This window comes from Allobosea sp. P4_H5 (assembly GCF_056400825.1).
In genome coordinates this window covers 50,797-75,011 of record NZ_JBFUKM010000016.1, presented here as the reverse complement: position 1 = coordinate 75,011, position 24,215 = coordinate 50,797, and the positions used below count along the sequence as shown (strand labels likewise).

The 24,215-nt window shown below is 67.4% G+C and carries 19 protein-coding genes; 12 read left to right on the top strand and 7 right to left on the bottom strand.

Going from position 1 to position 24,215, the window contains the following annotated elements; all coding sequences use genetic code 11:
* Nucleotides 1-163 precede the first annotated feature (163 nt).
* The 9 genes from AC1DS0_RS26930 to AC1DS0_RS26890 all read left to right on the top strand — a co-directional run bounded on the left by AC1DS0_RS26930 (nucleotide 164) and on the right by AC1DS0_RS26890 (nucleotide 12,686).
* Nucleotides 164-1,390, top strand: coding sequence for a glycosyltransferase family 4 protein (locus AC1DS0_RS26930; RefSeq protein ID WP_476817291.1), 1,227 nt, complete (start codon nucleotides 164-166; stop codon nucleotides 1,388-1,390).
* Entirely contained in the window at nucleotides 1,387-2,769 is a 1,383-nt protein-coding gene (locus AC1DS0_RS26925) for a lipopolysaccharide biosynthesis protein (RefSeq protein ID WP_476817290.1), read from the top strand. Before AC1DS0_RS26930 ends, AC1DS0_RS26925 begins: the two co-directional genes overlap by 4 nt.
* Nucleotides 2,766-4,550, top strand: a complete 1,785-nt coding sequence (locus AC1DS0_RS26920; RefSeq protein ID WP_476817289.1) for a serine aminopeptidase domain-containing protein — start codon at nucleotides 2,766-2,768, stop codon at nucleotides 4,548-4,550. Before AC1DS0_RS26925 ends, AC1DS0_RS26920 begins: the two co-directional genes overlap by 4 nt.
* Nucleotides 4,547-5,575 carry a glycoside hydrolase family 5 protein gene (locus AC1DS0_RS26915; protein ID WP_476817288.1) on the top strand — a complete coding sequence of 343 codons (1,029 nt, stop codon included), beginning with the start codon at nucleotides 4,547-4,549 and terminating at the stop codon, nucleotides 5,573-5,575. The genes AC1DS0_RS26920 and AC1DS0_RS26915 overlap by 4 nt, the downstream gene beginning before the upstream one ends.
* Complete coding sequence (locus AC1DS0_RS26910) at nucleotides 5,572-6,723, top strand: glycosyltransferase family 4 protein (protein ID WP_476817287.1); 1,152 nt, start codon at nucleotides 5,572-5,574, stop codon at nucleotides 6,721-6,723. The genes AC1DS0_RS26915 and AC1DS0_RS26910 overlap by 4 nt, the downstream gene beginning before the upstream one ends.
* A 126-nt stretch (nucleotides 6,724-6,849) precedes the next feature.
* On the top strand, nucleotides 6,850-7,557 hold the full coding sequence (locus tag AC1DS0_RS26905; protein ID WP_476817286.1) for a GntR family transcriptional regulator: 708 nt from the start codon (nucleotides 6,850-6,852) through the stop codon (nucleotides 7,555-7,557).
* An 81-nt stretch (nucleotides 7,558-7,638) separates the two neighbouring features.
* Complete coding sequence (locus AC1DS0_RS26900) at nucleotides 7,639-9,225, top strand: ABC transporter substrate-binding protein (protein WP_476817285.1); 1,587 nt, start codon at nucleotides 7,639-7,641, stop codon at nucleotides 9,223-9,225.
* Between the two features lie 67 nt (nucleotides 9,226-9,292).
* Entirely contained in the window at nucleotides 9,293-10,888 is a 1,596-nt protein-coding gene (gene ggt, locus AC1DS0_RS26895; RefSeq protein WP_476817284.1) for a gamma-glutamyltransferase, read from the top strand.
* A 94-nt stretch (nucleotides 10,889-10,982) separates the two neighbouring features.
* Complete coding sequence (locus AC1DS0_RS26890) at nucleotides 10,983-12,686, top strand: IlvD/Edd family dehydratase (RefSeq protein WP_476817283.1); 1,704 nt, start codon at nucleotides 10,983-10,985, stop codon at nucleotides 12,684-12,686.
* A 177-nt stretch (nucleotides 12,687-12,863) separates the two neighbouring features.
* On the opposite strand, the gene AC1DS0_RS26885 is transcribed toward AC1DS0_RS26890, so the two are convergent.
* The 7 genes from AC1DS0_RS26885 to AC1DS0_RS26855 all read right to left on the bottom strand — a co-directional run bounded on the left by AC1DS0_RS26885 (nucleotide 12,864) and on the right by AC1DS0_RS26855 (nucleotide 21,143).
* Complete coding sequence (locus AC1DS0_RS26885) at nucleotides 12,864-13,832, bottom strand: ABC transporter ATP-binding protein (RefSeq protein ID WP_476817282.1); 969 nt, start codon at nucleotides 13,830-13,832, stop codon at nucleotides 12,864-12,866.
* Nucleotides 13,825-14,808, bottom strand: coding sequence for an ABC transporter ATP-binding protein (locus AC1DS0_RS26880; RefSeq protein WP_476817281.1), 984 nt, complete (start codon nucleotides 14,806-14,808; stop codon nucleotides 13,825-13,827). The genes AC1DS0_RS26885 and AC1DS0_RS26880 overlap by 8 nt, the downstream gene beginning before the upstream one ends.
* Entirely contained in the window at nucleotides 14,805-16,268 is a 1,464-nt protein-coding gene (locus AC1DS0_RS26875; protein WP_476817371.1) for an amidohydrolase family protein, read from the bottom strand. The genes AC1DS0_RS26880 and AC1DS0_RS26875 overlap by 4 nt, the downstream gene beginning before the upstream one ends.
* A gap of 38 nt (nucleotides 16,269-16,306) precedes the next feature.
* Nucleotides 16,307-17,506, bottom strand: coding sequence for an amidohydrolase family protein (locus tag AC1DS0_RS26870; protein ID WP_476817280.1), 1,200 nt, complete (start codon nucleotides 17,504-17,506; stop codon nucleotides 16,307-16,309).
* 30 nt (nucleotides 17,507-17,536) lie between these two features.
* Nucleotides 17,537-18,469, bottom strand: a complete 933-nt coding sequence (locus AC1DS0_RS26865) for an ABC transporter permease (protein ID WP_152013344.1) — start codon at nucleotides 18,467-18,469, stop codon at nucleotides 17,537-17,539.
* Nucleotides 18,459-19,451, bottom strand: coding sequence for an ABC transporter permease (locus AC1DS0_RS26860; protein ID WP_476817279.1), 993 nt, complete (start codon nucleotides 19,449-19,451; stop codon nucleotides 18,459-18,461). The genes AC1DS0_RS26865 and AC1DS0_RS26860 overlap by 11 nt, the downstream gene beginning before the upstream one ends.
* A gap of 123 nt (nucleotides 19,452-19,574) precedes the next feature.
* Nucleotides 19,575-21,143, bottom strand: a complete 1,569-nt coding sequence (locus tag AC1DS0_RS26855) for an ABC transporter substrate-binding protein (protein ID WP_476817278.1) — start codon at nucleotides 21,141-21,143, stop codon at nucleotides 19,575-19,577.
* A 242-nt stretch (nucleotides 21,144-21,385) separates the two neighbouring features.
* On the opposite strand from AC1DS0_RS26855, the gene AC1DS0_RS26850 reads away from it, so the two are divergent.
* From AC1DS0_RS26850 to AC1DS0_RS26840, 3 genes are all read left to right on the top strand, one after another.
* Nucleotides 21,386-22,093 carry a GntR family transcriptional regulator gene (locus tag AC1DS0_RS26850; protein ID WP_476817370.1) on the top strand — a complete coding sequence of 236 codons (708 nt, stop codon included), beginning with the start codon at nucleotides 21,386-21,388 and terminating at the stop codon, nucleotides 22,091-22,093.
* Nucleotides 22,090-22,794: a flavin reductase family protein gene (locus AC1DS0_RS26845; protein ID WP_476817277.1), complete on the top strand. Its 705-nt coding sequence runs from the start codon at nucleotides 22,090-22,092 to the stop codon at nucleotides 22,792-22,794. Before AC1DS0_RS26850 ends, AC1DS0_RS26845 begins: the two co-directional genes overlap by 4 nt.
* 88 nt (nucleotides 22,795-22,882) lie before the next feature.
* Nucleotides 22,883-24,127, top strand: a complete 1,245-nt coding sequence (locus tag AC1DS0_RS26840; protein WP_476817276.1) for an aminopeptidase — start codon at nucleotides 22,883-22,885, stop codon at nucleotides 24,125-24,127.
* Nucleotides 24,128-24,215 lie beyond the last annotated feature (88 nt).

Below are 24,215 nucleotides of genomic sequence, written 5' to 3'. Positions count from 1 at the left end.
CGACCAGCCTACCTGCGGCCTGCGCGATCCCGTTCATGCCTCGTTTACAACAGGAAGAAATCCCTCGGTCACGCCAACCTTTGCTTAGCTCGTGCCGGTTATTCCTGCCCTTGGGAAAGGCCGCCCCGGCAAACGCGCCGTGACGAGGACGAGTCCAGACAGCATGCGTATCCTGATGGCCTGTGCAGCGTTCCCGCCCTTCATCGACGGCGGCGGGCCGATCTCGGCGATGATCGTCGCCAAGCTGCTGCTCGCGGCCGGCCATGACCTGACCGTCGTCAACGTCTCCGGCGAGGACAAGCACGAGACCTATGACGGCGTGCCGGTGCACCGCCTGCGCTCGCTCAACATCGACTGGAACTACCGTCTGCCCCGGCCAGGCTGGAAGAAGGCGATCTGGCATGCGCTGGAGAACTTCAATCCGCGCGCCTTTTTTGTCATGCGCCGCGAGATCAGGCGCCTGCGACCGGACGTCGTGCTGACCGACTCGATCGAGAACATCAATGTCGCGACCTGGGCGGCGGCGAAGAGCTGCGGCGTGCCGGTCGCGCATATCCTGCGCAGCACCTTCCTGCTCTGCTGGAAAGGCAGCATGTGGCGCGGCAACGACAATTGCGGGCGCGCCTGCGGCTCCTGCCAGGCGACGTCCTATGGCAAGAAACTCAATTCGCGCTTCGTCGACGCGGTGATCGGCGAGACCGATTTCATCATCGGCCGCCACACCGAGCACGGCTATTTCCCGAACGCGTCGACGCACGCCATTCCCGGCGCGATCGCGCCCGTCCCCGGCGCCCTGCCCCGCGTGGCGCCGCTGGTGGAGCGCCCGCTACGCATCGGCTTCATTGGCGTCCACGATCCGGTCAAGGGACTGGACACGCTGGCAGCGGCAGCGCAGCGGCTCGCAGGTCAGCCCGTCGAGTTCCTGATCGCCGGCACCGGCCACAGCGACTATGCCAAGGCGCTGCCCGGGCGCTTCCCTGCGCAGAACACCCGCTTCCTCGGCTGGACCAGGCCGGATGCGTTCCTGCCTGAGATCGATGTCCTCGCCGTCCCCTCGCTGTTCCGCGAGCCGTTCGGCCGGGTGGTGATCGAGGCCTTCGCCCATGGCGTGCCGGTGATCGGCGCCAGGTCTGGCGGCATCCCCGAGACGATCCAGCCGGGCGTCAACGGCGCCCTGTTCGCGCCGGGTGACGATGCCGCGCTGGCCGAGCAGATCATGGCCTACGACAGGGATCGCACGCTGGTCGCGACGCAATCGGCCGGCGCGTTCGCCGCCGCCGCCCGCTACAGCCCGGACCGGATCGCCGCCGCCTATGGCGCCGTCTTCGATGGTCTCGTCGGCAAGCCGGCCGGGAACGCCCTCCTGCAGCCGCGGGAGGCGAGGCCGTGAGGGAATTGCTCGATCTCGCCTGGAACGGTGCCGGCCGCTTCCTGCCCGCCTTCTCCTCGCGCTTCAGCAGCACGCTGCTCAGCTTCCTCGTGCTGCTGGCCGCCAGCCATTTCCTGCCGACCTCGGAATACGGGCTCTACGTCTTCCTGTTCTCGATCGGCAGCGCGCTCGGGCTGATCGCCGTGCTCGGCCAGCAGATCCTGGTGGTGAAGCATTATCGCCGGGCCGAAGCGAGCGGCCATCCGCTCAACCAGGCGCTGCTCGGCGTCAACGCGCGCTGGCTCGCATTGGGCTGCTTCGTGCTGCTGGCGGCGGCGCTGCCGCTCTGGCTGTTCGCGGACCGGCTGCCGCCGACCTATCACTATCTCTGGCTCGCCTTCGTCTTCGCCGCAATCTTTGCGCTGAGCGAATACCTCCAGAACTATTTCCGCATCCATGGCCGCATCAACATGTCGCTGGTGCCGCGCGAGATCGTCTGGCGCGGCAGCTCGATCCTGCTGATCGCCGGGGCCGGGCTCGCCGGCGTCCTGGGCGGCGGCGCGGGCGCGATCGCGATCATCACCGTCCTGCTCGCCGCGACCACGCTCTACCAGAGCGTCTGCTTCCTGCAGGACGAGGGGGTGGGCTGGCTCAAGGCGCGCGACCAGGTGCCGGCGGCGACCCATGGCGAGTGGCGCCGGGAAAGCGGCTATTTCATCGCCAACAACGTGCTGAACTCGGCCTCGGCGTATCTCGAAACGATCCTGATCGGCGCGCTGCTCGGCCTGAACGAAGCCGGCTTCTATTTCGTCGCGCTGCGCATCTCGATGCTGCTCTTGCTGCCGCTGGCCGCGATCGACACGGTCGGCATCCCGATGATCGCCGCCCGCTTCCAGAAGTCCGACACCGCCGGCGCGCAGTTGCTGATCGGGCGGCTGTCCTTCGCGAGCTTCTGCATCTCGCTCCTGGGCGCGCTGGCGCTCGTCGTCGTCGCGCCCTTCATCCTGCATTTGTTCAATCCGGAATTCGTCAAGCATGAGGACGTGCTGACCGCGCTCTGCGTGCTTTCGGTCTCGCTCGCGTTCTTCGGCCCCGGCTCCTGGCTGCTGATGATCGGCGGCGGCGAGCGCTTCTTCCTGATCGCGCGGGCGATCATGTTCGTCCTCTATCTCGGCCTGCTCTACGCGCTGGCGCGGGTCGGCGGGCTGATGGGCATCGCCATCGCCGGGCTGATCTTCAGCACCGCCTCCAGCCTCGCCGCCTGGTACTGGATCAAGCAGAAATGGCGGATCGACAACATGGCGACCGCCTTCTTCAGGCCCTTCCTGTTCGGCGGCGCGCCGCAGGACAAGCCAGACCCGCTGCCGACCGGCCGCGCCAGCGAAGGAGCCGGCCGATGACGGCAGCCACAGCCTATCGTATCGACCCCGCCGGTGAGACGGCGACGGCCCCCTCGCCTTTCGGCACGCCGGTGACCTTCGGCCGCAGCATGGGCATGCTCCATGCCGGCCACGCCCCGGTCGCGGTGCTGATGCTCGGCGCCATCGGCTACGAGGAACTCTGCCTGCGCGCCACCTGGCGCAGCCTGGCGCAGGCGATCTCGGACAAGGGCATCGCCTGCCTGCGCTTCGACTATCCCGGCCAGGGCGACGCCCATGAAGCCGCCGATGTGCAGGGGCTGGACGACTGGTTCGAGACCATCCGCGCCGCCGCGGGCCTGCTGCGGCGCGCCAGCGGCTGCGAGCGCCTCGTCCTGCTCGGCCAGGGGCTCGGCGGGACGCTGGCGCTCAAGCTCGCCGCGGAGCTCGCTCCGGTCGCTGCGAGCGTGCTGATGGCGCCGGTCGGCAGCGGCAAGCGCTATCTGCGCGAGCTTTCGGCCTGGACGCGCATCGTCTCGGACCGGATCGGCATCGGCACCGACCCCGACGACGATACACGTTGCGCCGTGGCGGGCCTGCGCATCGCGCCCGGCCGCCTGCCGGCGATCGCAACGCTCGGCACGGCAGCGCTCCGGCAAGCGCCGTCCGAGCAGGTGCTGCTGCTGTCGCGGCCCGGCCATGGCGGCGACGCGGCCCTCGCCGAGACACTCAACGGTCTCGGCGCCGCCGTGACGCAGCGCGACTATGACGGCTATGAGACGCTGACGACCGACCCGACCGCGGCCCGACCGCCCATGGCGACCGTCGCCGGGATCGTCGACTGGATCGCCGAGCGGGCAGCGGCTGCCGGCTCCGCTCCCGTCGACATCGGGACGCCGCAATTGCCCGGCCGGGCCGAAGGCCTGCTCGGCGACGGCTTCATCGAACGGCCGATCCGCTTCGGCCCGGATGGCCGGCTCTTCGGCGTGCTCTGCGAGCCGCTCGGGCCGGCGGCGCGCGAAACCATCGTCTTTGTCAATGCCGGCCGCGACTACCATATCGGCTGGGCCCGGGTCAGCGTCAGCCAGGCGCGTGCCTTCGCCCAGCGCGGCGTCGCCTCATTGCGCTTCGATGCCAGCAGCGTCGGTGACAGCGGGGTGGTGGCCGACGGTCCGGAGGAAATCCTCTATTCGCAGGCGCAGATCGACGATGTCCGCCTCGCCATCAACGCCATGCAGGCGCGCGGCTTCGACGCACCGGTCCTGATCGGGCGCTGCAGCGGCGCCTATGCCGCCTTCCATGCCGCCGTCGTCGACGAACGCATCCGCCGCCTCGTCATCGTCAACAATGAGCGCTTCGTCTGGGATCCCGACGAGAGCGTCGAGGATGCGATCCGCTATGCCCATCGCAGCGTCGGCGATCTCGGGGCGACGCTGGCCCGCAAGGACGGGCTGCGCCGCCTGCTCACCGGCAAACTCCGCGTCGGACCGGCCGGACGCTATCTGATCTACCGCTACCGCAAGCGGCTCTCGGTCAAGCTCGCGCCGGTGCTCGGGCGCCTGACCAAGCATGGCCGGCTCCACCACCAGTGCCATCGCCATTTCGCCACGCTTGCCGCGCGCAAGGTCGAGCTCTCGCTGCTCTATGCCGATGGCGATGTCGGCCTGGCCGAGCTCGAGACCTATTTCGGCGAAGCCGGCAAGGGCCTCGCCGCCTATCCGAACGCCTCGCTGAGCATGCTCGCCGATGCCGACCACAACTTCACGCATCTTGCCGCCGGGCGCCGGTTGCTCGATGCGCTGATGCGGATCGTCGCGCCGTGAGGCTTGCCACTCTTGCCCTGGCTTTGCTCGCCGCCCTGCCAGCGCGGGCAGAGATTTGCCTGCGCGGCGTCAACCTGTCCGGTGCCGAATTCGGCGATACGCCCGGCAAGGTCGACACCGACTACACCTATCCCGGCGAAGCCGCGATCCAACGGCTCGGCAAACTCGGTGCTAGCGCCATCCGCCTGCCCTTCCGCTGGGAGCGCCTCCAGCCGCAGCTCAACGGCTCGCTCGATATCATGGAGCTGGCCTATCTCGACCAGACGGTCCGCCGGATCAACGAGGCCGGGCTGATCGCCATCATCGACCTGCACAATTACGGCTATTACGCCAAGAAGCAGCTCGGTTCGAAGGAGCTTCAGGCGGAGGCGCTCGCGGATGTCTGGCGCCGGCTCGCCGAGCACTATCGCGACCGGCCCAAACTCGTCTTCTCGCTGATGAACGAGCCCTACGACATCACCAGCGCTAACTGGGCGAAGATCCAGAACAGCGCCATCGCCGCGATCCGCAAGGCTGGCGCCAAGCAGCTCCTGCTCGTCACCGGCACGGCCTTCGGCGGCGCCCATAGCTGGTCCTCCGACCTGCCCGTCGGCAACAATGGCCGCGACCTTCTCGGCGTGGTCGATCCGCTCGACCGCTACGCCTACGACTTCCACCAATATCTCGACGCCGACTATTCAGGCCGTGCTCCCGAATGCTCGGCCGCGGCCGGTGCGCTGAAAGCGCTCGACGACGTCACCGCCTGGCTCAAGGCCAATGGCCGCCGCGGCTTCCTCGGCGAGTTCGCCGCCTCGAACAAGCCGGAATGCCTCGCCGCTCTCAAGGAGATGGCGGCGAAGGTCGACGCCCATCCGCAGCAATGGCTCGGCTGGACCGCCTGGGGCGCCGGGCCCTGGTGGCCGGCGGACTACATCTTCAACCTCGAACCGACCAAGGCTGGCGAGCGCCCGCAGATGAAGGTGCTGATCGAGCGCTTGAAGACGAAGCGGCCCAGCGCCATCTGCGGCCGGGAGGCCAAATCGTGACCGCTCCGTTCTCGCATCGCGCCGCGCCGGCTTTGCCGGCCGGCACGCGCATCGTCCACGTCGTGCGCCAGTTCCTGCCCAATCGCGGCGGGCTGGAAGATGTCGTCGCCAATCTCTGCCGGGCGCAGCTGGCGCTTGGCCTCAAGCCCTCGGTGGTGACGCTCGACCGCCTGTTCTCGCGGCCGGAGCTCATCCTGCCGGCGAGCGAGGTGATCGACGGCATCCCTGTCACCCGCATCCCCTTCCGCGGATCGACGCGCTATCCGCTGGCGCCCGAGGTCTTCAAGCACCTGCGCGATGCCGATCTCGTCCATGTCCACGCGATCGACTTCTTCTTCGATGCGCTTGCTCTGGGCTGGCTGCTGCACCGCAAGCCTCTCGTCGCCACCACCCATGGCGGCTTCTTCCACACCAGTGACTTCGCCGCCCTGAAGAAGATCTGGTTCAACGGCCCGACCCGGCTTTCGGCCCAGGTCTATCGCGGCATCGCCGGCTGCAGCACGAACGATGCCCGCATGTTCGAGCGGCTCGCACCCGGCAAGGTCCGGCTGATCGAGAACGGCGTCGACCTCGACAAGTTCGCCGGCGCCTCCAGCCCCGACCCGCAGCGGCGCCTGGTCAGCATCGGCCGCTTCTCCAAGAACAAGCGGCCGGACCGGTTGATCGCGACGATGGCGGCGCTGGCACGGCGCGAGCCTTCCTGGCATCTCGACATGCTCGGCGTCGCCTCGGACTGGACCGAAGAGGCCCTGCGCAAGGCGATCTCAGACGCCGGCATGGAGCAGAATGTGACGCTCCATCTCGGTCTCGACGATGCCGCGGCAAAGCAGGTGATGAGCCGCGCCTCTCTCTTCGTCTCGGCTTCCGAGTTCGAGGGCTTCGGCCTTGCTTTGGTCGAGGCGATGAGTGCCGGGCTGGTACCGATCGTCCAGCCCAATGCCGCCTTCGCCGGCCTGGCGAGCAAATTCCCGGTCGTCCGCACCGTCGATTTCGCCGATGTGGACGAGGCTGCTTTGGCCGTCGAACAGGCTCATGCCGATCTCGTCCGCTACCCCGGCAATACGCGCCCACGCCTCTTCGACCTCGCGCCCTATTCCTGGAACGAGGTCACGCGCCGCTATCTCGAATTCTACGCCGCCGCGCTCTGACCCTCCGACGCCATCGCGCTGTCACCGCGTAAGCCCCCTTGCGCGTCGTCCGATTCTAGCTTTGTAATAGTGGATACACTCATACAGAGTTGCTGACCGAATGCAGACGGCTTGCGGGGAAACGGGATGAGCTTCGCCTCGAAAGGCATGGCTGCGACGGCGCAGGACGAGGCCTATCGCGCCATTCTCCAGGACATCCGCAGCGGTCGCTATCAGCCCGGCGAGCGCCTGATCCCGGAAACGATCGCGCGCGAGCTCGCCATGAGCCGCATGCCGGTGCGCGAAGCCTTCCAGCGCCTCGCCAACGAAGGGCTCGTCCTGATCCGCCCCAATCGTGGCTGCGTCGTCTCGGGCCTGACCATCGAGGAGATCTACGAGCTCTTCGAGATCCGCTCGGTGCTGGAAGGGCTGGCGGTTCGCCTGGCCATGCCGCGCTTCGACGCAGCGGCGCTGGCAGAACTCGACGACCATGTCGTCCGCATGCATCGCGCCGGCGCCGCCGGCGGCACCGACTGGCTCGGCAAACACCAGGAATTCCACGCCTATATCTGCAGGCTGAGCCAGCGGCCCAAGCTGATCGCCCAGATCGCGGCGCTGCACATCGCCGTCGAGCCCTATATGCGCGTCTGGCTCCACCATGTCGCCCAGCCCGCCCATGCCACCGAGCGCCAGGACGAGGTCGTCGAGGCGATCAGGACCGGCGATGCCGAGCACGCCGAGGCGGTGATGCGCGACCACGTCCTGCGCACCGCGCCGCGCCTCGCCGAGTTCCTGCGCAGCCGCGGCCAGGCAGCCGGAATTCCATCGACCTTGCCGGCCAGCGCCCAGATCTGAACCAAACGACGCAGCGGCTCGCCAGAAGGCCGCGCTCCCGAGGACGCCCGAGGGCCAGCCAAAACAACGAGGGGATCAACAATGGATCGACGCCAGTTCCTGAAAGCCTCGGCTGCAGCCGTCTTCCTGCCGGCCGCGCCGCATCTCGCCAGCGCGCAGGACACCAAGACCCTGCGCTTCGTGCCCTATTCCGACGTCGCGATCATCGATCCGATCTGGACCAATGGCTATTCGACGCGCACCCACGCCCTGCTGGTCTGGGACACGCTTTACGGGCTCGACGAGCAGTTCCAGCCGCAGCCGCAAATGGTCGAGGGCCATGTCGTCGAGGAGGACGGCAAACGCTGGACGCTGACGCTGCGGCCCGGCCTCGTCTTCCACGATGGCAGCAAGGTGCTGGCGCGCGACGCCGTCGCCTCGATCAAGCGCTGGGGCGCCCGCGACACCTTCGGCCAGGCGCTGATGGCCGCGACCGACGAGATCTCGGCGCCGGATGATCGCACCATCGTCTTCCGCCTGAAGGCGCCATTCCCGCAGCTGCCGGCGGCGCTCGCCCGCCCGAGCGCGCTCGTCGCCGCGATCATGCCGGAGCGCCTCGCCCAGACCGACCCGTTCAAGCAGATCCCCGAGGCGATCGGCAGCGGTCCCTATCGCTATCTCACCGCCGATCGCATCGCCGGCGCCCGCCATGTCTATGCCCGGCACGAGGGTTACGTCCCGCGCCCCAGCGGCACGCCGAGCTTCACCGCCGGGCCGCGCACGCCCTATCTCGACCGCGTCGAATTCACCGTCATGCCCGATGCTGCGACCGCGGTCGCAGCGCTGCAGACCGGCGCGGTCGACTGGGTCGAGCAGCCGATCATCGACCTGCTGCCGCTGCTGCGGAAGGACCCGAACATCGTCGTCGAGGTCAAGGACCGGACCGGAATGGCCGGGCAGCTCCGGCTCAACCATCTGCAGCCGCCCTTCAACAATCCGGCGGTGCGCCGCGTCATCCTCCAGGCGATCGACCAGGAAGAATGCATGAACGCGGTGTGCGGCGGCGATCCTCAGGTCGAGCGCGGCAGCATCGGCTTCTTCCCGAACAACTCGCCGATGGCGTCCGACGTCGCGGCCAAGGCCCTGAAGGGCCCGAAGGATTTCGGCAAGCTGAAGCAGGAGCTCGCCGCCGCCGGCTACAAGGGCGAGCGCGCCGTGTTCCTTGCGGCGCAGGACGTGCCGCGCATCGCCCTGGTCTGCGACGTCGCCGCGGATGCGCTGCGCAAGATCGGCGTCAATGTCGACTTCGTCGCGGCCGACTGGGGCACTGTCCTGCAGCGCATCAGCAGCCGCAACCCGGTCGAGCAGGGCGGCTGGAGCTGCTATGTCACCTATTGGGCCGGGCTCGATCTCGGCTCGCCGGCAACGAGCTCGCCTTTGCGCGGCAACGGCGCCAAGGGCAGCCCGGGCTGGCCCGATAGCCCGCAGATCGAGGCGCTGCGCGCCCGCTTCCTGACCGCTGCCGACCCGGCCGAGCAGAAGGCGATCGCCCGCGAGATCGAGCTCCAGGCGATGCAGGACGTGCCTTACGTCCCGGCCGGCCAGTACCTGCAGCCGGTCGCCTATCGCAAGAACCTGACGGGCATGCTGAACGGCGTCCCGGTCTTCACCAATCTGCGCAAGGGCTGAGCGCCCTTCGGCTCCTTCCCCATGGCCGGCGACGAGCGCGGGCCAAATTCCCATGAAAGCCTCTTCCATGCGTGATCTCGAGCTTCCCGGCCGCTCCCTCGCCATCAGCCGCAATGCGATGGCGGCGACCTCGCATCCCGCCTCGACGCTCACTGCGCTCGACATCATGAAGGCCGGCGGCAACGCGATCGACGCGGCGATCGCCGCCTGCGCCGTGCAATGCGTGGTCGAGGCCGGCTCTACCGGCGTCGGCGGCGACTGCTTCGTGCTCTATTCGCGCGGCGGTTCGACCGACATCCTCGCCTATAACGGCTCGGGCCGCACGCCCGCCGCGGCGACGCTGGATTGGTACGCGAAGGCCGGCATCACCACGCTGGAGCGGCACTCCCCGCATGTCGTCACCGTGCCCGGCGCGATCGACGCCTGGACGCGGCTCAACAAGGACCATGGCCGCCTGCCGCTCGCGGAGGTGCTCGCGCCCGCCATCGCCTATGCCCGTGACGGCTATGCGCTGACGCCGCGCGTCGCCTATGACCTTGCCGCCCAGCACGAGCTGCTGATCAAGGACGCCAATGCCGCCGCGACCTTCCTGGTCGACGGCAAGGCTCCGCTGGCCGGCACTGTCCAGCGCCAACCGGCCCTCGCCGAGACGCTTGAGGCGATCGGCCGCGAGGGCCGCGACGCCTTCTATCGCGGCGAGATCGCCAGGGAGATGGTCGACTATCTCCAGGCTGCCGGCGGCCTGCACACAGCCGACGACTTCGCCGCGGCCGAGGGCGAATACGTCACGCCGATCAGCGCCACGTTCCGCGGCCGCACCGTCTATGAGTGCCCGCCGAACGGCCAGGGCGTCATCGCCCTGCTGATCATGAAGATCCTCGAGCGCTTCCAGCCGAAGGGCGGCCCGCTCGCGGTCGAGAATCTGCACGTCGAACTGGAGGCGACCCGCCTCGCCTATGCCGCCCGCGACCGCTTCCTCGCCGACCCCGCCAAGGCGCAGGTGCCGGTCGAGCATCTGCTCTCGGATGAGCTCGCCGACGAGCTCGCCGGCATGATCGATCCGGAGCGTGCGCTCGATCCGCTCCCGGTCATCCCCGGCGGCGCCGAGCACAAGGACACGGTCTACATCAGCGTCGTCGACAAGGACCGTAACGCCGTCTCCTTCATCAACTCGATCTTCTCGCCTTATGGCAGCGGGTTGATGACCAAAAAGTCCGGCGTGTTGTTCCACAACCGCGGCCAGAGCTTCGTGCTGAAGCAGGGGCACCCCAACGCGATCGCCCCGCGCAAGCGGCCGATGCACACCATCATCCCCGGCATGCTCGCGCAGAACGGCCGCGTCGTCATGCCCTTCGGCGTGATGGGCGGACACTATCAGGCGATGGGCCACGCGCATTTCCTGGCGAAGCTGTTCGACCACAGCCTCGACCTGCAGGAGGCGATCGATCTGCCACGCCTCTTCCCGCTGCCGGGCACGAACACCGTCGAGACCGAAAGGCGCCTGCGCGAGAGCGTCGGCGCGGCCCTCACCGCGCGCGGCTTCAAGGTCGAGGTCCCGAAATCACCGATGGGCGGCGCCCAGGCGATCTGGATCGACTGGGAGAAAGGCACGCTGACCGGCGGCTCCGACCCGCGCAAGGACGGCTGCGCCCTCGGTTACTGACCCCAGCGCGAGGCCGCCCTGCATGGGGCGGCCTCGACAGCGCCGGCGATCCCGGCAAGCTTCTTCTTGAGAACAAGTCGAGGGAGAAGCGGGCATGGCGGGCGAGGAACCGAAGGGGCGCGGCATCGCCGGCGGGCTGACCAACTATGGCGACCCCGAGTTCGCCGCCTATCTCCGCCGCTCCTTCGCTCGCTCAATGGGCTATTCCGACGAGGCGTTGGCCCGCCCCATCGTCGGCATCGCCAACACCTATAGCGGCTTCAACAACTGCCATCGGCATTTCCCCGAACTGCTGGAGGCGGTGAAGCGCGGCGTGCTGATGGCCGGCGGCCTCCCCGTCGAGTTCCCGACCATTTCGCTCGGCGAGGTCTTCCTCAACCCGACCAGCCTGAAGTTCCGCAACCTGATGGCGATGGGCACCGAGGAGATGATCCGGGCCCAACCGATCGACGCCGTCGTGCTGATGGGCGGCTGCGACAAAACCGTGCCGGCGCAATTGATGGCGGCACTCTCGGCCAATGTCCCGACCATCCAGCTCGTCGGCGGGCCGATGTCGACCGGCCGGCACAAGGGCGAGCGCTTGGGCGCCTGCACCGATTGCCGCCGCTTCTGGGCCCGCTTCCGCGCCGGCGAGATCGACCAGGAGGAGATCGACGTGGTCGAGGGAAGGCTCGCGACCACCGCCGGCACTTGCGCGGTGATGGGCACCGCCTCGACCATGGCCTGCATCGCCGAGACACTGGGACTCGCTCTGCCACGCTCGGCCGCGATCCCGGCCGTCCATGCCGACCGGCTCCGTAACGCTGAGGAGAGCGGCAAGCGCGCCGTCGAACTGATCGGCACGGAAAAGCTGCTGCCGCGCCAGATCGTCACCGAGCAGGCAATCGAGAACGCCTGGCGCGTGCTGCTGGCGATCTCCGGCTCGACCAATGCCGTCGTCCATCTCACCGCGATCGCCCGCCGCGCCGGCATCAAGGTCGACCTCAACCGGCTAAACCAGCTCTCCGACGAGACTCCGGTGCTGGTGAACCTGAAGCCGGTCGGCGACAACTACATGGAGGATTTCTTTGCCGGTGGCGGCGTGCCGGCCGTGCTGAAGGAACTGCGCGGCCTGCTGCATCTCGACTGCCTCACGGTCACAGGCAGGACACTGGGCGAATTGATCGACGAGCCTCTGATCGACCAGCTCGACCGCACGATCATCCGCTCGCGATCAGAGCCAGTCGATCCTGATGGCGGTCTCGTCGCCGTCTTCGGCTCGCTCGCGCCGCGCGGCGCCATCGTCAAGCGCGCCGCGGCCGAGAAGCGCCTGCTCGAGCATGAAGGCCGCGCCGTCGTCTTCTCCTCGCTCGAAGACCTCGCAGCCCGCATCGACGATCCCAATCTCGATGTCGGCCCGGACGATGTCCTCGTCCTGCAGAATGCCGGCCCAAAGAGCGCTGCCGCCATGCCGGAAGCCGGCTATCTGCCGATCCCACGCAAGCTCGCGACCAGGGGCGTCAAGGATATGGTCCGCATCTCGGACGCCCGCATGTCCGGCACCGCCTATGGCGCGATCGTGCTGCATGTCGCGCCGGAGGCCGCAGTCGGGGGCCCGCTTGCCCTCGTCCGTAATGGCGATCGCATCCGGCTCAGCGTCGCCGAGCGTCGGCTCGACCTGCTGGTCGATACGGCCGAGCTTGAGGCGCGGCGGGCTGCCTTGCCACCCGCCCCCGTAAGGGAGCGCCGGGGCTATGACCGGCTCTATGACGCGCACGTACTTCAGGCCGACGAGGGCGTCGACTTCGATTTCTGCTGAGCACAACGCCGTCTTTCCGGGGCGCCGCGTAGCGGCGAGCCCGGAACCCAGAACCGATGCCGGTCTGTCACGAGTGCTCTACCGTCGGCCTTTGTCGGATAACACATCGGTTCTGGGTTCCGGGCTCGGGCCTGCGGCCTGCCCCGGAATGACGGCGGGACTCTATGCTGGAGAAACTCACGCCAAGTGGCAGGCGATCTCCAGCTCGCCCTCGCGGCGCAGCGCCGGCGCCTCGGTGCGGCAGCGCTCGACCGCCTGCGAGCAGCGTGGATGGAAGGCGCAGCCCGGCGGCGGCGCGATCGGGCTCGGCACCTCGCCCGACATCGGCCGGCGCTCGCGGTTCGGCTTCTCGACATCGGGGATCGTGTCGAGGAGGAGCCGCGTATAGGGGTGGCGCGGCCGGCCGAACACCTCTTCCGCCGGCCCGCTCTCGACGAAGCGGCCAAGATACATGATGGCGAGATGGTCCGACATGTGCCGGACCACCGAGAGATTGTGGCTGATGAACAGATAGGTCAGCCCGAATTCCTTCTGCAGGCGCACCATCAGGTTGAGGATCTGCGCCTGCACGGAGACATCGAGCGCCGAGGTCGGCTCGTCACAGACGAGGAAGTCGGCCTCGGTCGCCAGCGCCCTTGCGATCGAGATGCGCTGGCGCTGGCCGCCCGAGAATTCATGCGGGAAACGGCTCGCATCCGCCCGCGACAGGCCAACGATTTCGAGGAGGTCGCCGACGCGCGTCGCCGTCTCGCTTTCATCCTTGCGCAGCTTCAATTCGCGGATCGGCTCGGCGATGATGTCGCCGACGCGCCAGCGCGGATTGAGCGAGGCATAGGGGTCCTGGAAGATCATCTGCACCCGCGGCGGCCCGAACGAGCCGTCGGCGCGCTTGATGTCCTTGAAATCCAGCATGCCCTGCGTCGGCCTTTGCAGGCCGACGACCATGCGCGCCAGCGTCGACTTTCCGCAGCCGGATTCGCCGACGATGCTGAAGGTCGTGCCGCGCGCGACGCTGAACGAGACGTTCTCGACCGCGCGCAGCACGCGGCGCGGCTCATGCGAGAACAGGCGCGACAGGGCCGGCGCCGAGACGTCGAAGCGGCACGAGGCCGAGGTGACTTCGAGGATGGTGTTCGCCTCAGCCATGGGCCGCCTCCTGGAGCGGGAAATGGCAGGCCGCAGCATGGCCGGAAACCGGCAGGCCGGGTTTGGTCTGCCGGCAGAGATCGGTGGCGAAGCCGCAGCGCGGATTGAAGGCGCAGCCGGTGGGAATGGCGTTCAGCCGCGGCATCGAGCCGTCGATCTGGTTGAGCTCGGCATTGCGGCGATGCACGCTCGGGATCGAAGCCATCAAACCGGCGGTATAGGGATGGCGCGGCCGGCGCGTCACCTCCTCGACCGGGCCGATCTCGACGACGCGCCCGGCATACATCACCGCGACGCGATCAGCCGTCTCGGCGATCACGCCCATATCATGGGTCACCAGCATGATCGCGGTGCCGTGCTCGCGGCAGAGCCGCTTCAGCAGGGTGGTGATCTGCGCCTGGATGGAGACGTCGAGCGCCGTCGTCGGCTCGTCGGCGATGATCAGCGTCGGCTCGGCGCAGAGCGCGAGCGCGATGACGACGCGCTGGCGCATGCCGCCGGAGAACTGGTGCGGGTAATGATCGATCCGCGTCTCGGCGGCGGGGATGCCGACCTCCTTCAGGAGATCAAGCGCCCGCTTGCGAGCCTCTGCCTTGCCGACTGGCAGATGGGTGGTGATCGTCTCGATCAATTGCTCGCCGACGGTCAAAAGCGGGTGCAGCGAGGTCAGCGGGTCCTGGAAGATCGCGCCGATCCGGCGGCCGCGCAGCTTGCGCATCGCCTCGGCCGGCAGGTTGTCGATACGCTGGCCGGAAAGACGAATCTCGCCGCCGGCCAGGCGCCCCGGCGGGTCGAGCAGGCCGATCACCGCCGTGCCGGTCAACGACTTGCCGGCGCCGGACTCCCCGACCACTCCGAGGATTTCGCCCGGCGCGATCTCGAAGGAGATGTCGTCCAGCGCCGTCAGCGGGCCGTGCCGCCCGTCGAAGACGATGCGCAGGTCACGGACCGAGAGCAGCGCTGGCTGGGCGTTCACGCGGCGTCTCCCTTACGTTCGACCTGGTAGCTCGACGAGAAGATCTCGCTCATCGGCGGATGGCCCGCTGTGCGTTCCGGATAGCGTGCCATCACGCCCTCGAACTGCTTCTGGGCGCGGATGTTGTCGGCAGCTTCGTCCTGCCCGGGGATGGCCCGGTTCTCCATGACGAAGCGGCCGTCGATCACTACCGCCACGAAGTCGCGGCCATGGCCGGTCAGCAGCATCGTCTGGATCGGGTCGATCACCTGCCCGCTATGTGGCCGGTCGAACGCGAATACGGTGATGTCGGCGCGGGAGCCCGGCTGGAGGCGGCCGAGATCAGGCCGCTGCAGCGCATTCGCGCCACCGATGGTGGCAGCGTCGTAATAATCCTCGGAGCGCACGGCGCCGACATTGCCGGCCATAGTGCGGGCGAGGATCATGCCGGTCTGCAGGTTCATCACCATGTCCGGCGGGGCGGTATCGGTCCCCATAGCGATGTTGAGCCCCATGGCGCGGTAGCTGCCGAAATGGTTGATCGCGTTGCCGTGCCGGCCCGAGACCAACGGGCAGTGCACGATGTTGGCGCCGGAATCGCGGATGATCTCGAGGTCGCGGCCGGGACGGTCGACCAGGCGGCTGCCGGAGACGACGGTGCCATGCGGCAGCAGGCAGCGCTCATTGAGGAAGCCGAGGCTTTCCAGCCATTCCGGCGGGCTCATGCCGTGCTGGGCGAGAACGAGGTCGTATTCGATCTTCGACTGGCAGCAGTGGAGCCGGACGGGAACATCGAGCTCGCGAACGGCAGCCGCGGTGCGGCGCAACAGCTCGGCGGTCGAGGTCTCGATGCGGTCGGGCGCGAGCATCGCGCGGATCAGCCCACCGGCCGCGCCTTCATGTCGCCCCGCGAAATCGATGGCGCCGTCGAGCTCGGCGAGGCCGCGGGGTTCGTCATAATGGGTGACGATGCGCCCGTCGGTCTCGACCAGCTGGTTGCCGGTGCGATAGGCCGGGCCGAGATAGGCGCGCAGGCCGAGATCGGCGGCGGCTTCCGCAGCGTCCTCGAACTCCTGCACCGTCTCGCCCCAGGCGCGGTAGAACAGCGAGGCGATCGGCAGCGCCGTGGTGATGCCGTTGCGGATCAGCTGGGAGAAGGCATAGCGCTTCTGGAAGGCCAGCTCCTCACGCGTATACATCTCGTAGGGGCCGGCCTCGATATAGCTGCGCGGCCAGACGCGGCCCTTCTTCCAGGCCGGCTGGTTGTCATAGCCGAGAATGGTGGTGTCGAGGTCGGAGAGCGCGTCGCAATCGATGAAGCCTGGCCCGATCAGGGCATGGCCGTAGTCGATGCGCCTGATGACCTCGCCCGGGAAGCCGTGGCCGACGAAGACGACCTCGCCGTTCTCGAACACGACCTCGCCGTTCTCATAGAGCCGATGGCGGCCGTCCTTGTGACCGACCACCCAGCGCGCGGTCATCAGGATGCGGCCTTCCGGCCGCTTCTTGGCTTGCAGGCTCACGGTGCGGTCCTGATCGAGACGCCGTCGCGGGCGACGATCTTGCCGCGCTTGATCACGCGGCGCTGCGCCGGGCGGGTCGCGACGGCTTCGGCGATCGACTCGGTCGGCAGCAGGACGAGGTCGGCGACGCAGCCGACATCGAGCCCATAGCCCTCGATCTCCATCACTTTGGCGCCTTGCGTGGTGCAGACGTCGAGCGCCAGCCTGACCTCATCGTCGCGGCGGAAATTGTTGCGCAGCCCGACGAACATCGCCCGCTCCAGCATGTCGGCGTTGCCATAGGGGCTCCAGGTGTCACGGATGCCGTCGGAGCCGGAGCAGGCGCGCACGCCGGCCTGGAGCAGCTTCTTCACCGGAGGAGCGGGACGGCTCGCCGGAGCCGTCGTCATGATCGCGATGTCGAGCGCGGCGAGCTCATCGATCAAGGGATCGATCAGGGCCGGGTCGGGCGTGCCCAGGCAGAAGGCGTGGCTGACCGTGACCTTGCCCTTCATCCCGAGCGCACGGGTGCGCTCGATGATCATGTCAAGCGAGAAGGCGCCGACTTCGCCCGGCTCGTGCAGGTGGATGTCGAGCGGCTTGCCATAGCGCTGGCAGAGCCCGAAGACGGCATCGAGATGGCCCTTCGGATCGCGGTCGATCGTGCAGGGGTCGAGCCCGCCGACGATCTCGCAACCGGCCTTCATCGCCTGATCCATCAGTTCGAGCGTGCCCGGCCGGCGCAACAGGCCCGATTGCGGGAAGGCGACGAGCTCGATGTCGACGATGTCACGATAGGCGTCGCGGGTCTTCATCACACCCTCGACGCCCCACATGCCGTGCTCGGTGTCGACATCGACATGGCTGCGGATATGGGTCGTGCCCTTGAGCGAAGAGAGAATGCTCTGGCGGGCGGACTGGCGCTCGGGATCGATGTCGAGCCGCTTCTTGTTCATCCGCTCATTGTCGATCTTGTCGAGCAGCTTCGGGCCGACCTCGTTGGTGTACCAGGGCAGGCCGAGCAGGCTCTTGTCGAGATGTGTGTGGGCCTCGACCAGGCCGGGGATGACGATGTCGCCCTTGCCGTCCTCGATCGCGATGCCGGCAGGCGCGGACAGGTTGGCGCCAACCTGCGAGACCTTGCCGTTTTCGATCAGGAGATCGACGGCCTTGCCGGCATAGGGACGGACATTGCGGAGCAGCAGGGAAGCGGTCATCGCAGGCGTATCCTCTTTGGTTTCTTGTCGTCAGCGCAGCTTCGGGTTCAGCGCATCGCGCAGCCAGTCGCCGAGCAGGTTGACCGAGAGCACGATCAGACCGAGCTGCAGCGAAGGGAAGACGACGAGCCACCAGGAGCCGGAGAACAAATACTGGTTGCCGATGCGGATCAGCGTGCCGAGCGAGGGCTGGGTGATCGGCATGCCGACGCCTAGAAAAGAGAGCGTCGCTTCCGACAGGATGGCGAGGCCGAGATTGAGCGTGGCTGCGACCATCACGGGGGTCAGCGTATTCGGCAGGATGTGCCGGCGCATGATCCGGCCGGCCGGCACCTTGATGATGCGCGCCGCCAGCACATACTCCTTGCGCCGCTCGACCATGGTCGAGGCCCGCACTGTGCGGGCGTATTGCACCCAGCTGGTCAGCGCGATCGAGACGACCAGAACCGCCGCGGCGAAGGGATCGCGCAGGCCGGGCGGCAGCAATTCGCGGAAGATCGCCGAAACCAGGATCGCCATCAGCAGCGTCGGGATCGACAGCACGGTGTCGCCGAGCCGCATCAGGAGATTGTCGATCCGCCCGCCATAGAAGCCGGCAGCGAGGCCGAGCGAGACGCCGATCACCATCGAGACCATAACGGCCGAGAAGCCGATGATCAGCGAGACCCGCGTGCCGTAGAGGATGGCGGAGAAGACGTCACGCCCTTGCGGATCCGTGCCGAGCAGGAAGGGCCATTCGCCGTCCGCCGACCAGATCGGCGGAATCTCGGCCTTGTCGATGAAGACCTGGGCGAGGTCGTGCGGGTTCTGCGGCGCGATCAGCGGGCAGAACAGCGCGGTCAGGATCAGGATCGCCAGCACCAGCGTCGAGAGCCAGGCCGCCGGCGTGCGCCGGAAGCTCCAGCCGATGTCGCTGTCGAGGAAGCGGCGCAGGCGGCCGGGTTTGGCGGCTTCAGCGGGCATTGGCGCCTCCCGAAAGCGCGTCCTCGCGCAGGCGCGGATCGACCCAGGCATAGGTCAGGTCGACCAGCGTGTTGAGCGAGACGAAGATGAAGGAGACGACGATCAGATAGGCCGCCATCACCGGGATATCGACGAAGGTGACGGCCTGGACGAAGAGCATGCCCATGCCCGGCCATTGGAACACCGTCTCGGTGACCAGCGCGAAGGCGATCAGGTTGCCGATCTGCAGCCCGGTCACCGTGATCACCGGCATCAGGCAGTTACGCAGGGCGTGGCGGAAATTCACGGCACGGGCCGGCAGGCCGCGCGCCCTGGCGAAGCGGATGAAATCGGTCCGCATCGTCTCCAGCATCTCGGCCCGCACCAGCCGCATCACCAGCGTGATCTGGAAGAGCGAGAGCGTGATGCCGGGCAGGATCAGCGCCTTGCGGCCGGAGGCGGTCAGCAGCCCGGTGCTCCACCAGCCCAGCTGCACGACCTCGCCGCGGCCGAAGGCCGGCAGCCATTGCAGGTTCACCGAGAAGACCAGGATGAACAGGATGCCGAGCGCGAAGCTGGGCAGGGAGACGCCGAGCACCGAGATGAATTGCAGCGCCTTGGCGAGCAGGCTGTCTCGTTTGATCGCGGTGTAGACCCCGAGCGGAATCCCGACTGCGAGCGACAGGAAGGTCGCGACCAGCACCAGCTCGAAGGTCGCGGGGAAGCGCTCCGCTATCAGCGTGAATACCTCCTGCTGGTTGCGATAGGAGATGCCGAAATCGCCGCGCACGGCGTTGCCGACGAAAGTCGCGAACTGCAGCACGAAGCCCTTGTCGAGCCCGAGCCGTGTCCGCAGCTCGTCGCGTTGCTGCTGACTCGCCTGCTCGTTCAGCATCAATTCGACGGGATCGCCGACGAAGCGGAAGGTCAGGAAGGCCAGGAACGCCACCGCCAGCATGACGCCGGCGGCATTGAGGAAGCGCTTGAAAAGGAAGGCCGGCATCGGTTGCTCCTGTCTTCCGTCGTCATTCTCGGGCGTAGCGAAGCGAAGACCCGAGAATCTCAGGACGGTAAGGCGCTGGTTTCCGAGATGGCCGGGTCAAGCCCGGCCATGACGCCAATCCATTCACTTCATCATGGTGAGCCACAGCCGCGGCTTGTTGTCCGAGGCCTGCACGGTGGAGGTGACCGTGCTGCGCATCGCCCAGGCCATCGGCTGCTGGTGCAGCGGGATGAAGAGCTGCTCGGCCTTGGCGATCTTCAGCGCCTCTTTCATCAGCGCGATGCGCTTTGGCGTATCGAGCTCGACGCCGGCCTTGTCGACCAGCGCGTCGATGCGCGGATCGCCCCAATTGCCCCAGTTGAACACGCCGCCCGTGCCGCTCTTGGAGCGCAGCACCTGCACCAGGATCGAATAGGCGTCGATCATCGGCTCATTGGCCCAGCCGAAGGAGATCACGTCGAAATCGCCCTTGACCCGCTTCGGCGTCTGCTGGCTGCGCGGCGCCAGGCTGAGATTGGGCTTGAGGCCGGCGCGCGACCACATCGCCGCCACCGCCTGGCAGAACTCCTCCTCGTTGACGAGCGAGTCGCTCTGGCAGTTCATCAGGAAGGAGAAGCCATTGGGATAGCCGGCCTCGGCCAGCAGCTTCTTGGCGCCGGCGAGATCGAAGGGCAGGCGCTCATCCTGCGAGGGCTCGTAGCCGGGGATCGCCGGAGCGACGAGCGCGCCGGTGTTGCGCGAGAGGCCGCGCATCGCCCGCTTCTGCACGGCGTCGATGTCGATGGCGCGGTAGAGCGCCTCGCGCACCTTGATGTCCTTGAGGGGGTTCTTGTCCTTGACGTCGCTCTCGACCAGCTTGTCGGTCAGGTTGAAAGCGAAGAAGACCGAGCGCAGTTCATTGGTCTGCAGCACCTTGACCTCGTTGGAGGCCGAGAGGCGCGGCAGATCCTGCAGCGGCGCGACATTGGTGTAGTCGATCTCGCCGGAGAGCAGCGCCGCGACGCGGGTCGAGGACGAGGTGATCGGCGTGAACTCGATCACGTCGATATTGTGCTGCGGCTTGTCCCACCAGTCCGGGTTCCTCGCGAAGACCGTCTTGGCGTCGACGCGGCGGCTCTCGATCTTGAACGGACCGGTGCCGTTGGCGTTGTCGGTGGCGTAGCCCTTCACGCCCTTGCCGGAATCGGTGGGGAGCAGCGAGTTGTTCGCCTCCATCCACTCCTTGTCGAAGATGAAGATGTTGGTGAGGTCGTTCAGCAGCAGCGGATAGGGGCCGTTGACCTCGAGCTCGACCGTGTAGTCGTCGATCTTCTTCGAGCTCTTATAGGCTGGCAGATTGCCCTTGAGCGGCGAGGTGTCGTGGGTGACCCGCGCCAGCGAGGCTATGACGTCGTCGGCCGTGAACGGATTGCCGTTGTGGAACTTGACGTTCTTGCGCAGCTTGAAGCGCCAGGTCGTCGGCGTCACCGTCTCCCAGGATTCCGCCAGCGCCGGCTCGATCTTGAGATCGCCGGTATAGCGCACCAGCCCTTCATAGACGTGGTTCAGCACGGCGAGCGTGAAGGTCTCGCCATAGGAATAGGGGTCGAGCGAGGCGATCTCGCGCGACGCGCCCCATTTCAGCGTCTTCGCTTCGACCGCGCCATTCAGCGCAAAGGCGGCAACGGCCGCCAGCAGCCAGGCCTTCTTCATCGAACTCTCCCCTTTTTCGTTGCTCGCCGCCGGCCCGCGCTGCGTACCGGGGAATGCCGTTTCGTTGCCGCCTCTGTGACCATCGTGGCGCTTTCCGCGCCATCTCGTGTGCGATAATTCATCAAACTTGCATACGATACAAGAACCGTATTGTATGCGATTATTGAAGACAAGCGGAAACTCGATTCATGCCGCGCCCTGCCCGCCCGCTCGCTGCGAACAAGTCCGACCCCAACGGCAAGATGCCCGAGAAGGGCGCGCCGGTGCCGCGCGCGCAAGCGGTCTACAAGGCGCTGCGCCGAGCCATCATCGAGCAGGCGCTGAAGCCCGGCATGAAGCTCCCCGAGGATTCGATCGGCGAGCAGCTCGGCGTCAGCCGCACGCTGGTGCGCGAGGCCTTCGGACGGCTGGCCGTCGAGGGCCTCGTCGAGCTCAAGCCCAATCGCGGCGCCAATGTCGCCTATCCGACACTGGAGGAGGCGCGCGACGTCTTCGAGGTCCGTCGTGGGCTGGAGCGGCTCGTCGCCGAGAACCTCGCGGGACGGCTGACCGCGGCGCAATCGGCCGAGCTCGAGGCGCATGTGCGGCTGGAAGAAAAGGCGCATGAGCAGGACGGGCCTGAATCGATCCGCCTCTCCGGCGAATTCCACATCAAGCTCGCCGAGATGACCGGCAATGCGCTGCTGCTGCGCTATGTCCAGGAGGCGTCGTCGCGCTGCTCGCTGATCCTGGCGATCTATGGCCGGCCGCACTCCTCCGAATGCGCCGTCTCTGAACACCGCCAGCTGATCGAGGCGCTGCGCGCCGGCGACGCCGGCCGCGCTGCGGCACTGATGGACCACCACCTGCAATCCGTCGTCACCCGCGCCCTGCTGGCGCCGCGCGGCGAACGCGACATCCGCGACGTGCTCGCACCCTATGCCTTGAGTGAAGGATTGACCCCATCGTGACCCAGCCCCTCACCCAGGACCGGTCGGCCGCCGCCGAGATCGTCACCTTCGACTTCGCTGCGCTGACCCCGCGCGAGCGCTACAAGCTGTTGATCGGCGCGGTGGTGCCGCGCCCGATCGCGCTGGTGACCACGATCGACGCCAACGGCGTCGTCAACGCCGCGCCGTTTTCCTTCTTCAACTGCCTCTCGGCCGATCCGGCGATCCTGGCGCTCGGCGTCGAATACCGCCAGACCGGCGGGCAGAAGGACACCGGCCGCAATGTCCGCGAGAGCCTCGCCTTCACCGTCAACATCGTCTCCGACGCGCTGCTCGACGGCATGAACGCCTGTGCCGTGCCGTTCGAGCCAGGCACGGACGAGCTCGCTGAAGCCGGCCTCACCGCCATGCCCGGCGTCAAGGTGCCCTGCCCCTGGATCGGCCAGGCGCCGGCCGCTTTCGAATGCCGCCACCACACCACGCTCGGCATCGGCAATTCGCGCGAGATCATCCTGGGCGAGGTCGTCTACGCGCATTTCCGCGCCGATACGGTCGATCAGGTGAAGCACTATGTCGACCCGGTCGCGCTCGACGCGATCGGCCGCATGGGCGGGCATGGCTATGCGACGACACGCGACTATTTCGACCTGCCGACCATGTCGGTCGCCGATTGGCGCGGCGACCGCTCGAAGGCGCGGCGTACCCGGCCCGGCAAGCGCTGAGCGAATGCGTCACCCGCAACGGAGCGGTTGACCCGGACAGCATTTCGGCCAGCAATGCGGCCTCTTAAAATCACTTCGACGAGGCCCCATGAACAAGCACGTCTCCGGCATCGATGCCACCAAGCTCGATCGTTTGGCCGAGGTCGCGATCAAGGTCGGCCTCAACCTGCAGCCGGGGCAGGACCTGTTCCTGACCGCGCCCGTCGCGGCGCTGCCGCTGGTCCGGCGTATCGCCGAGCACGCCTACAAGGCCGGCGCAGGCCTCGTCACACCGATCCTCTCCGACGAGGCGCTGACGCTGGCGCGCTACCGTTTCGGCCAGGATGCCAGCTTCGACCGCGCCCCGTCCTGGCTCTATGAGGGCGTCGGCAAGGCTTTTGCGGCGAACACGGCCCGCCTCGCCATCGTCGGTGACAATCCGATGCTGCTCGCCGAGCAGGATCCGGCCAAGGTCGCGCGCGCCAACAAGGCGAACTCGATCGCCTACCAGCCGGCGCTGGAGAAGATCGCCAATTTCGACATCAACTGGAACATCGTGTCCTATCCCGGCGCGGCCTGGGCCCAGCAGGTTTTCCCAGGAGATGCCGAGGACGTCGCGGTTGCCCGTCTCGCCGAGGCGATCTTCGCGGCCTCGCGCGTTGACCGCGACGACCCGATCGCCGCATGGGCGGAGCACAATGCGGCACTGGCGCAGCGGACCAAATGGCTGAACGGCCAGCGCTTTTCCGCACTGCACTTCACTGGCCCGGGCACCAACCTCACCATCGGGCTCGCCGACGGCCATGAATGGGAGGGCGGCGCCTCCACCGCGAAGAACGGCATCACCTGCAACGCCAACATCCCGACCGAGGAGGTCTTCACCACCCCGCATGCCCGCCGTGTCGACGGCCATGTCTCCTCGACCAAGCCGCTTTCCTACCAAGGCACGCTGATCGACAACATCCAGGTGCGCTTCGAGGAAGGTCGCATCGTCGAGGCCAAGGCGAGCCGCGGCGAAGAAGTCCTGAACAAGGTGCTCGACACCGACGCGGGCGCGCGCCGGCTCGGCGAGGTCGCGCTGGTGCCGCACTCCTCACCGATCTCGCGGAGCGGCATCCTGTTCTACAACACGCTCTTCGACGAGAACGCCTCCTGCCACATCGCGCTCGGCCAGTGCTATTCGAAGTGCTTCATCGACGGCACCAAGCTGACGCCGGAGCAGATCGCAGCGCAGGGCGGCAATAAGAGCCTGATCCATATCGACTGGATGATCGGCTCCGGCGAAGTCGACATCGACGGCATCAAGCCGGACGGCAGCCGCGTCGCAGTCTTCCGCAAGGGCGAATGGGCCTGAGGAGAGCTCGTCTTTCCGGGGCTTCGCGGAGCGAAGAGCCCGGAACCCAGAACCGAGGCGGATCCGGAAAGGTGCTGCCATGGCCGCG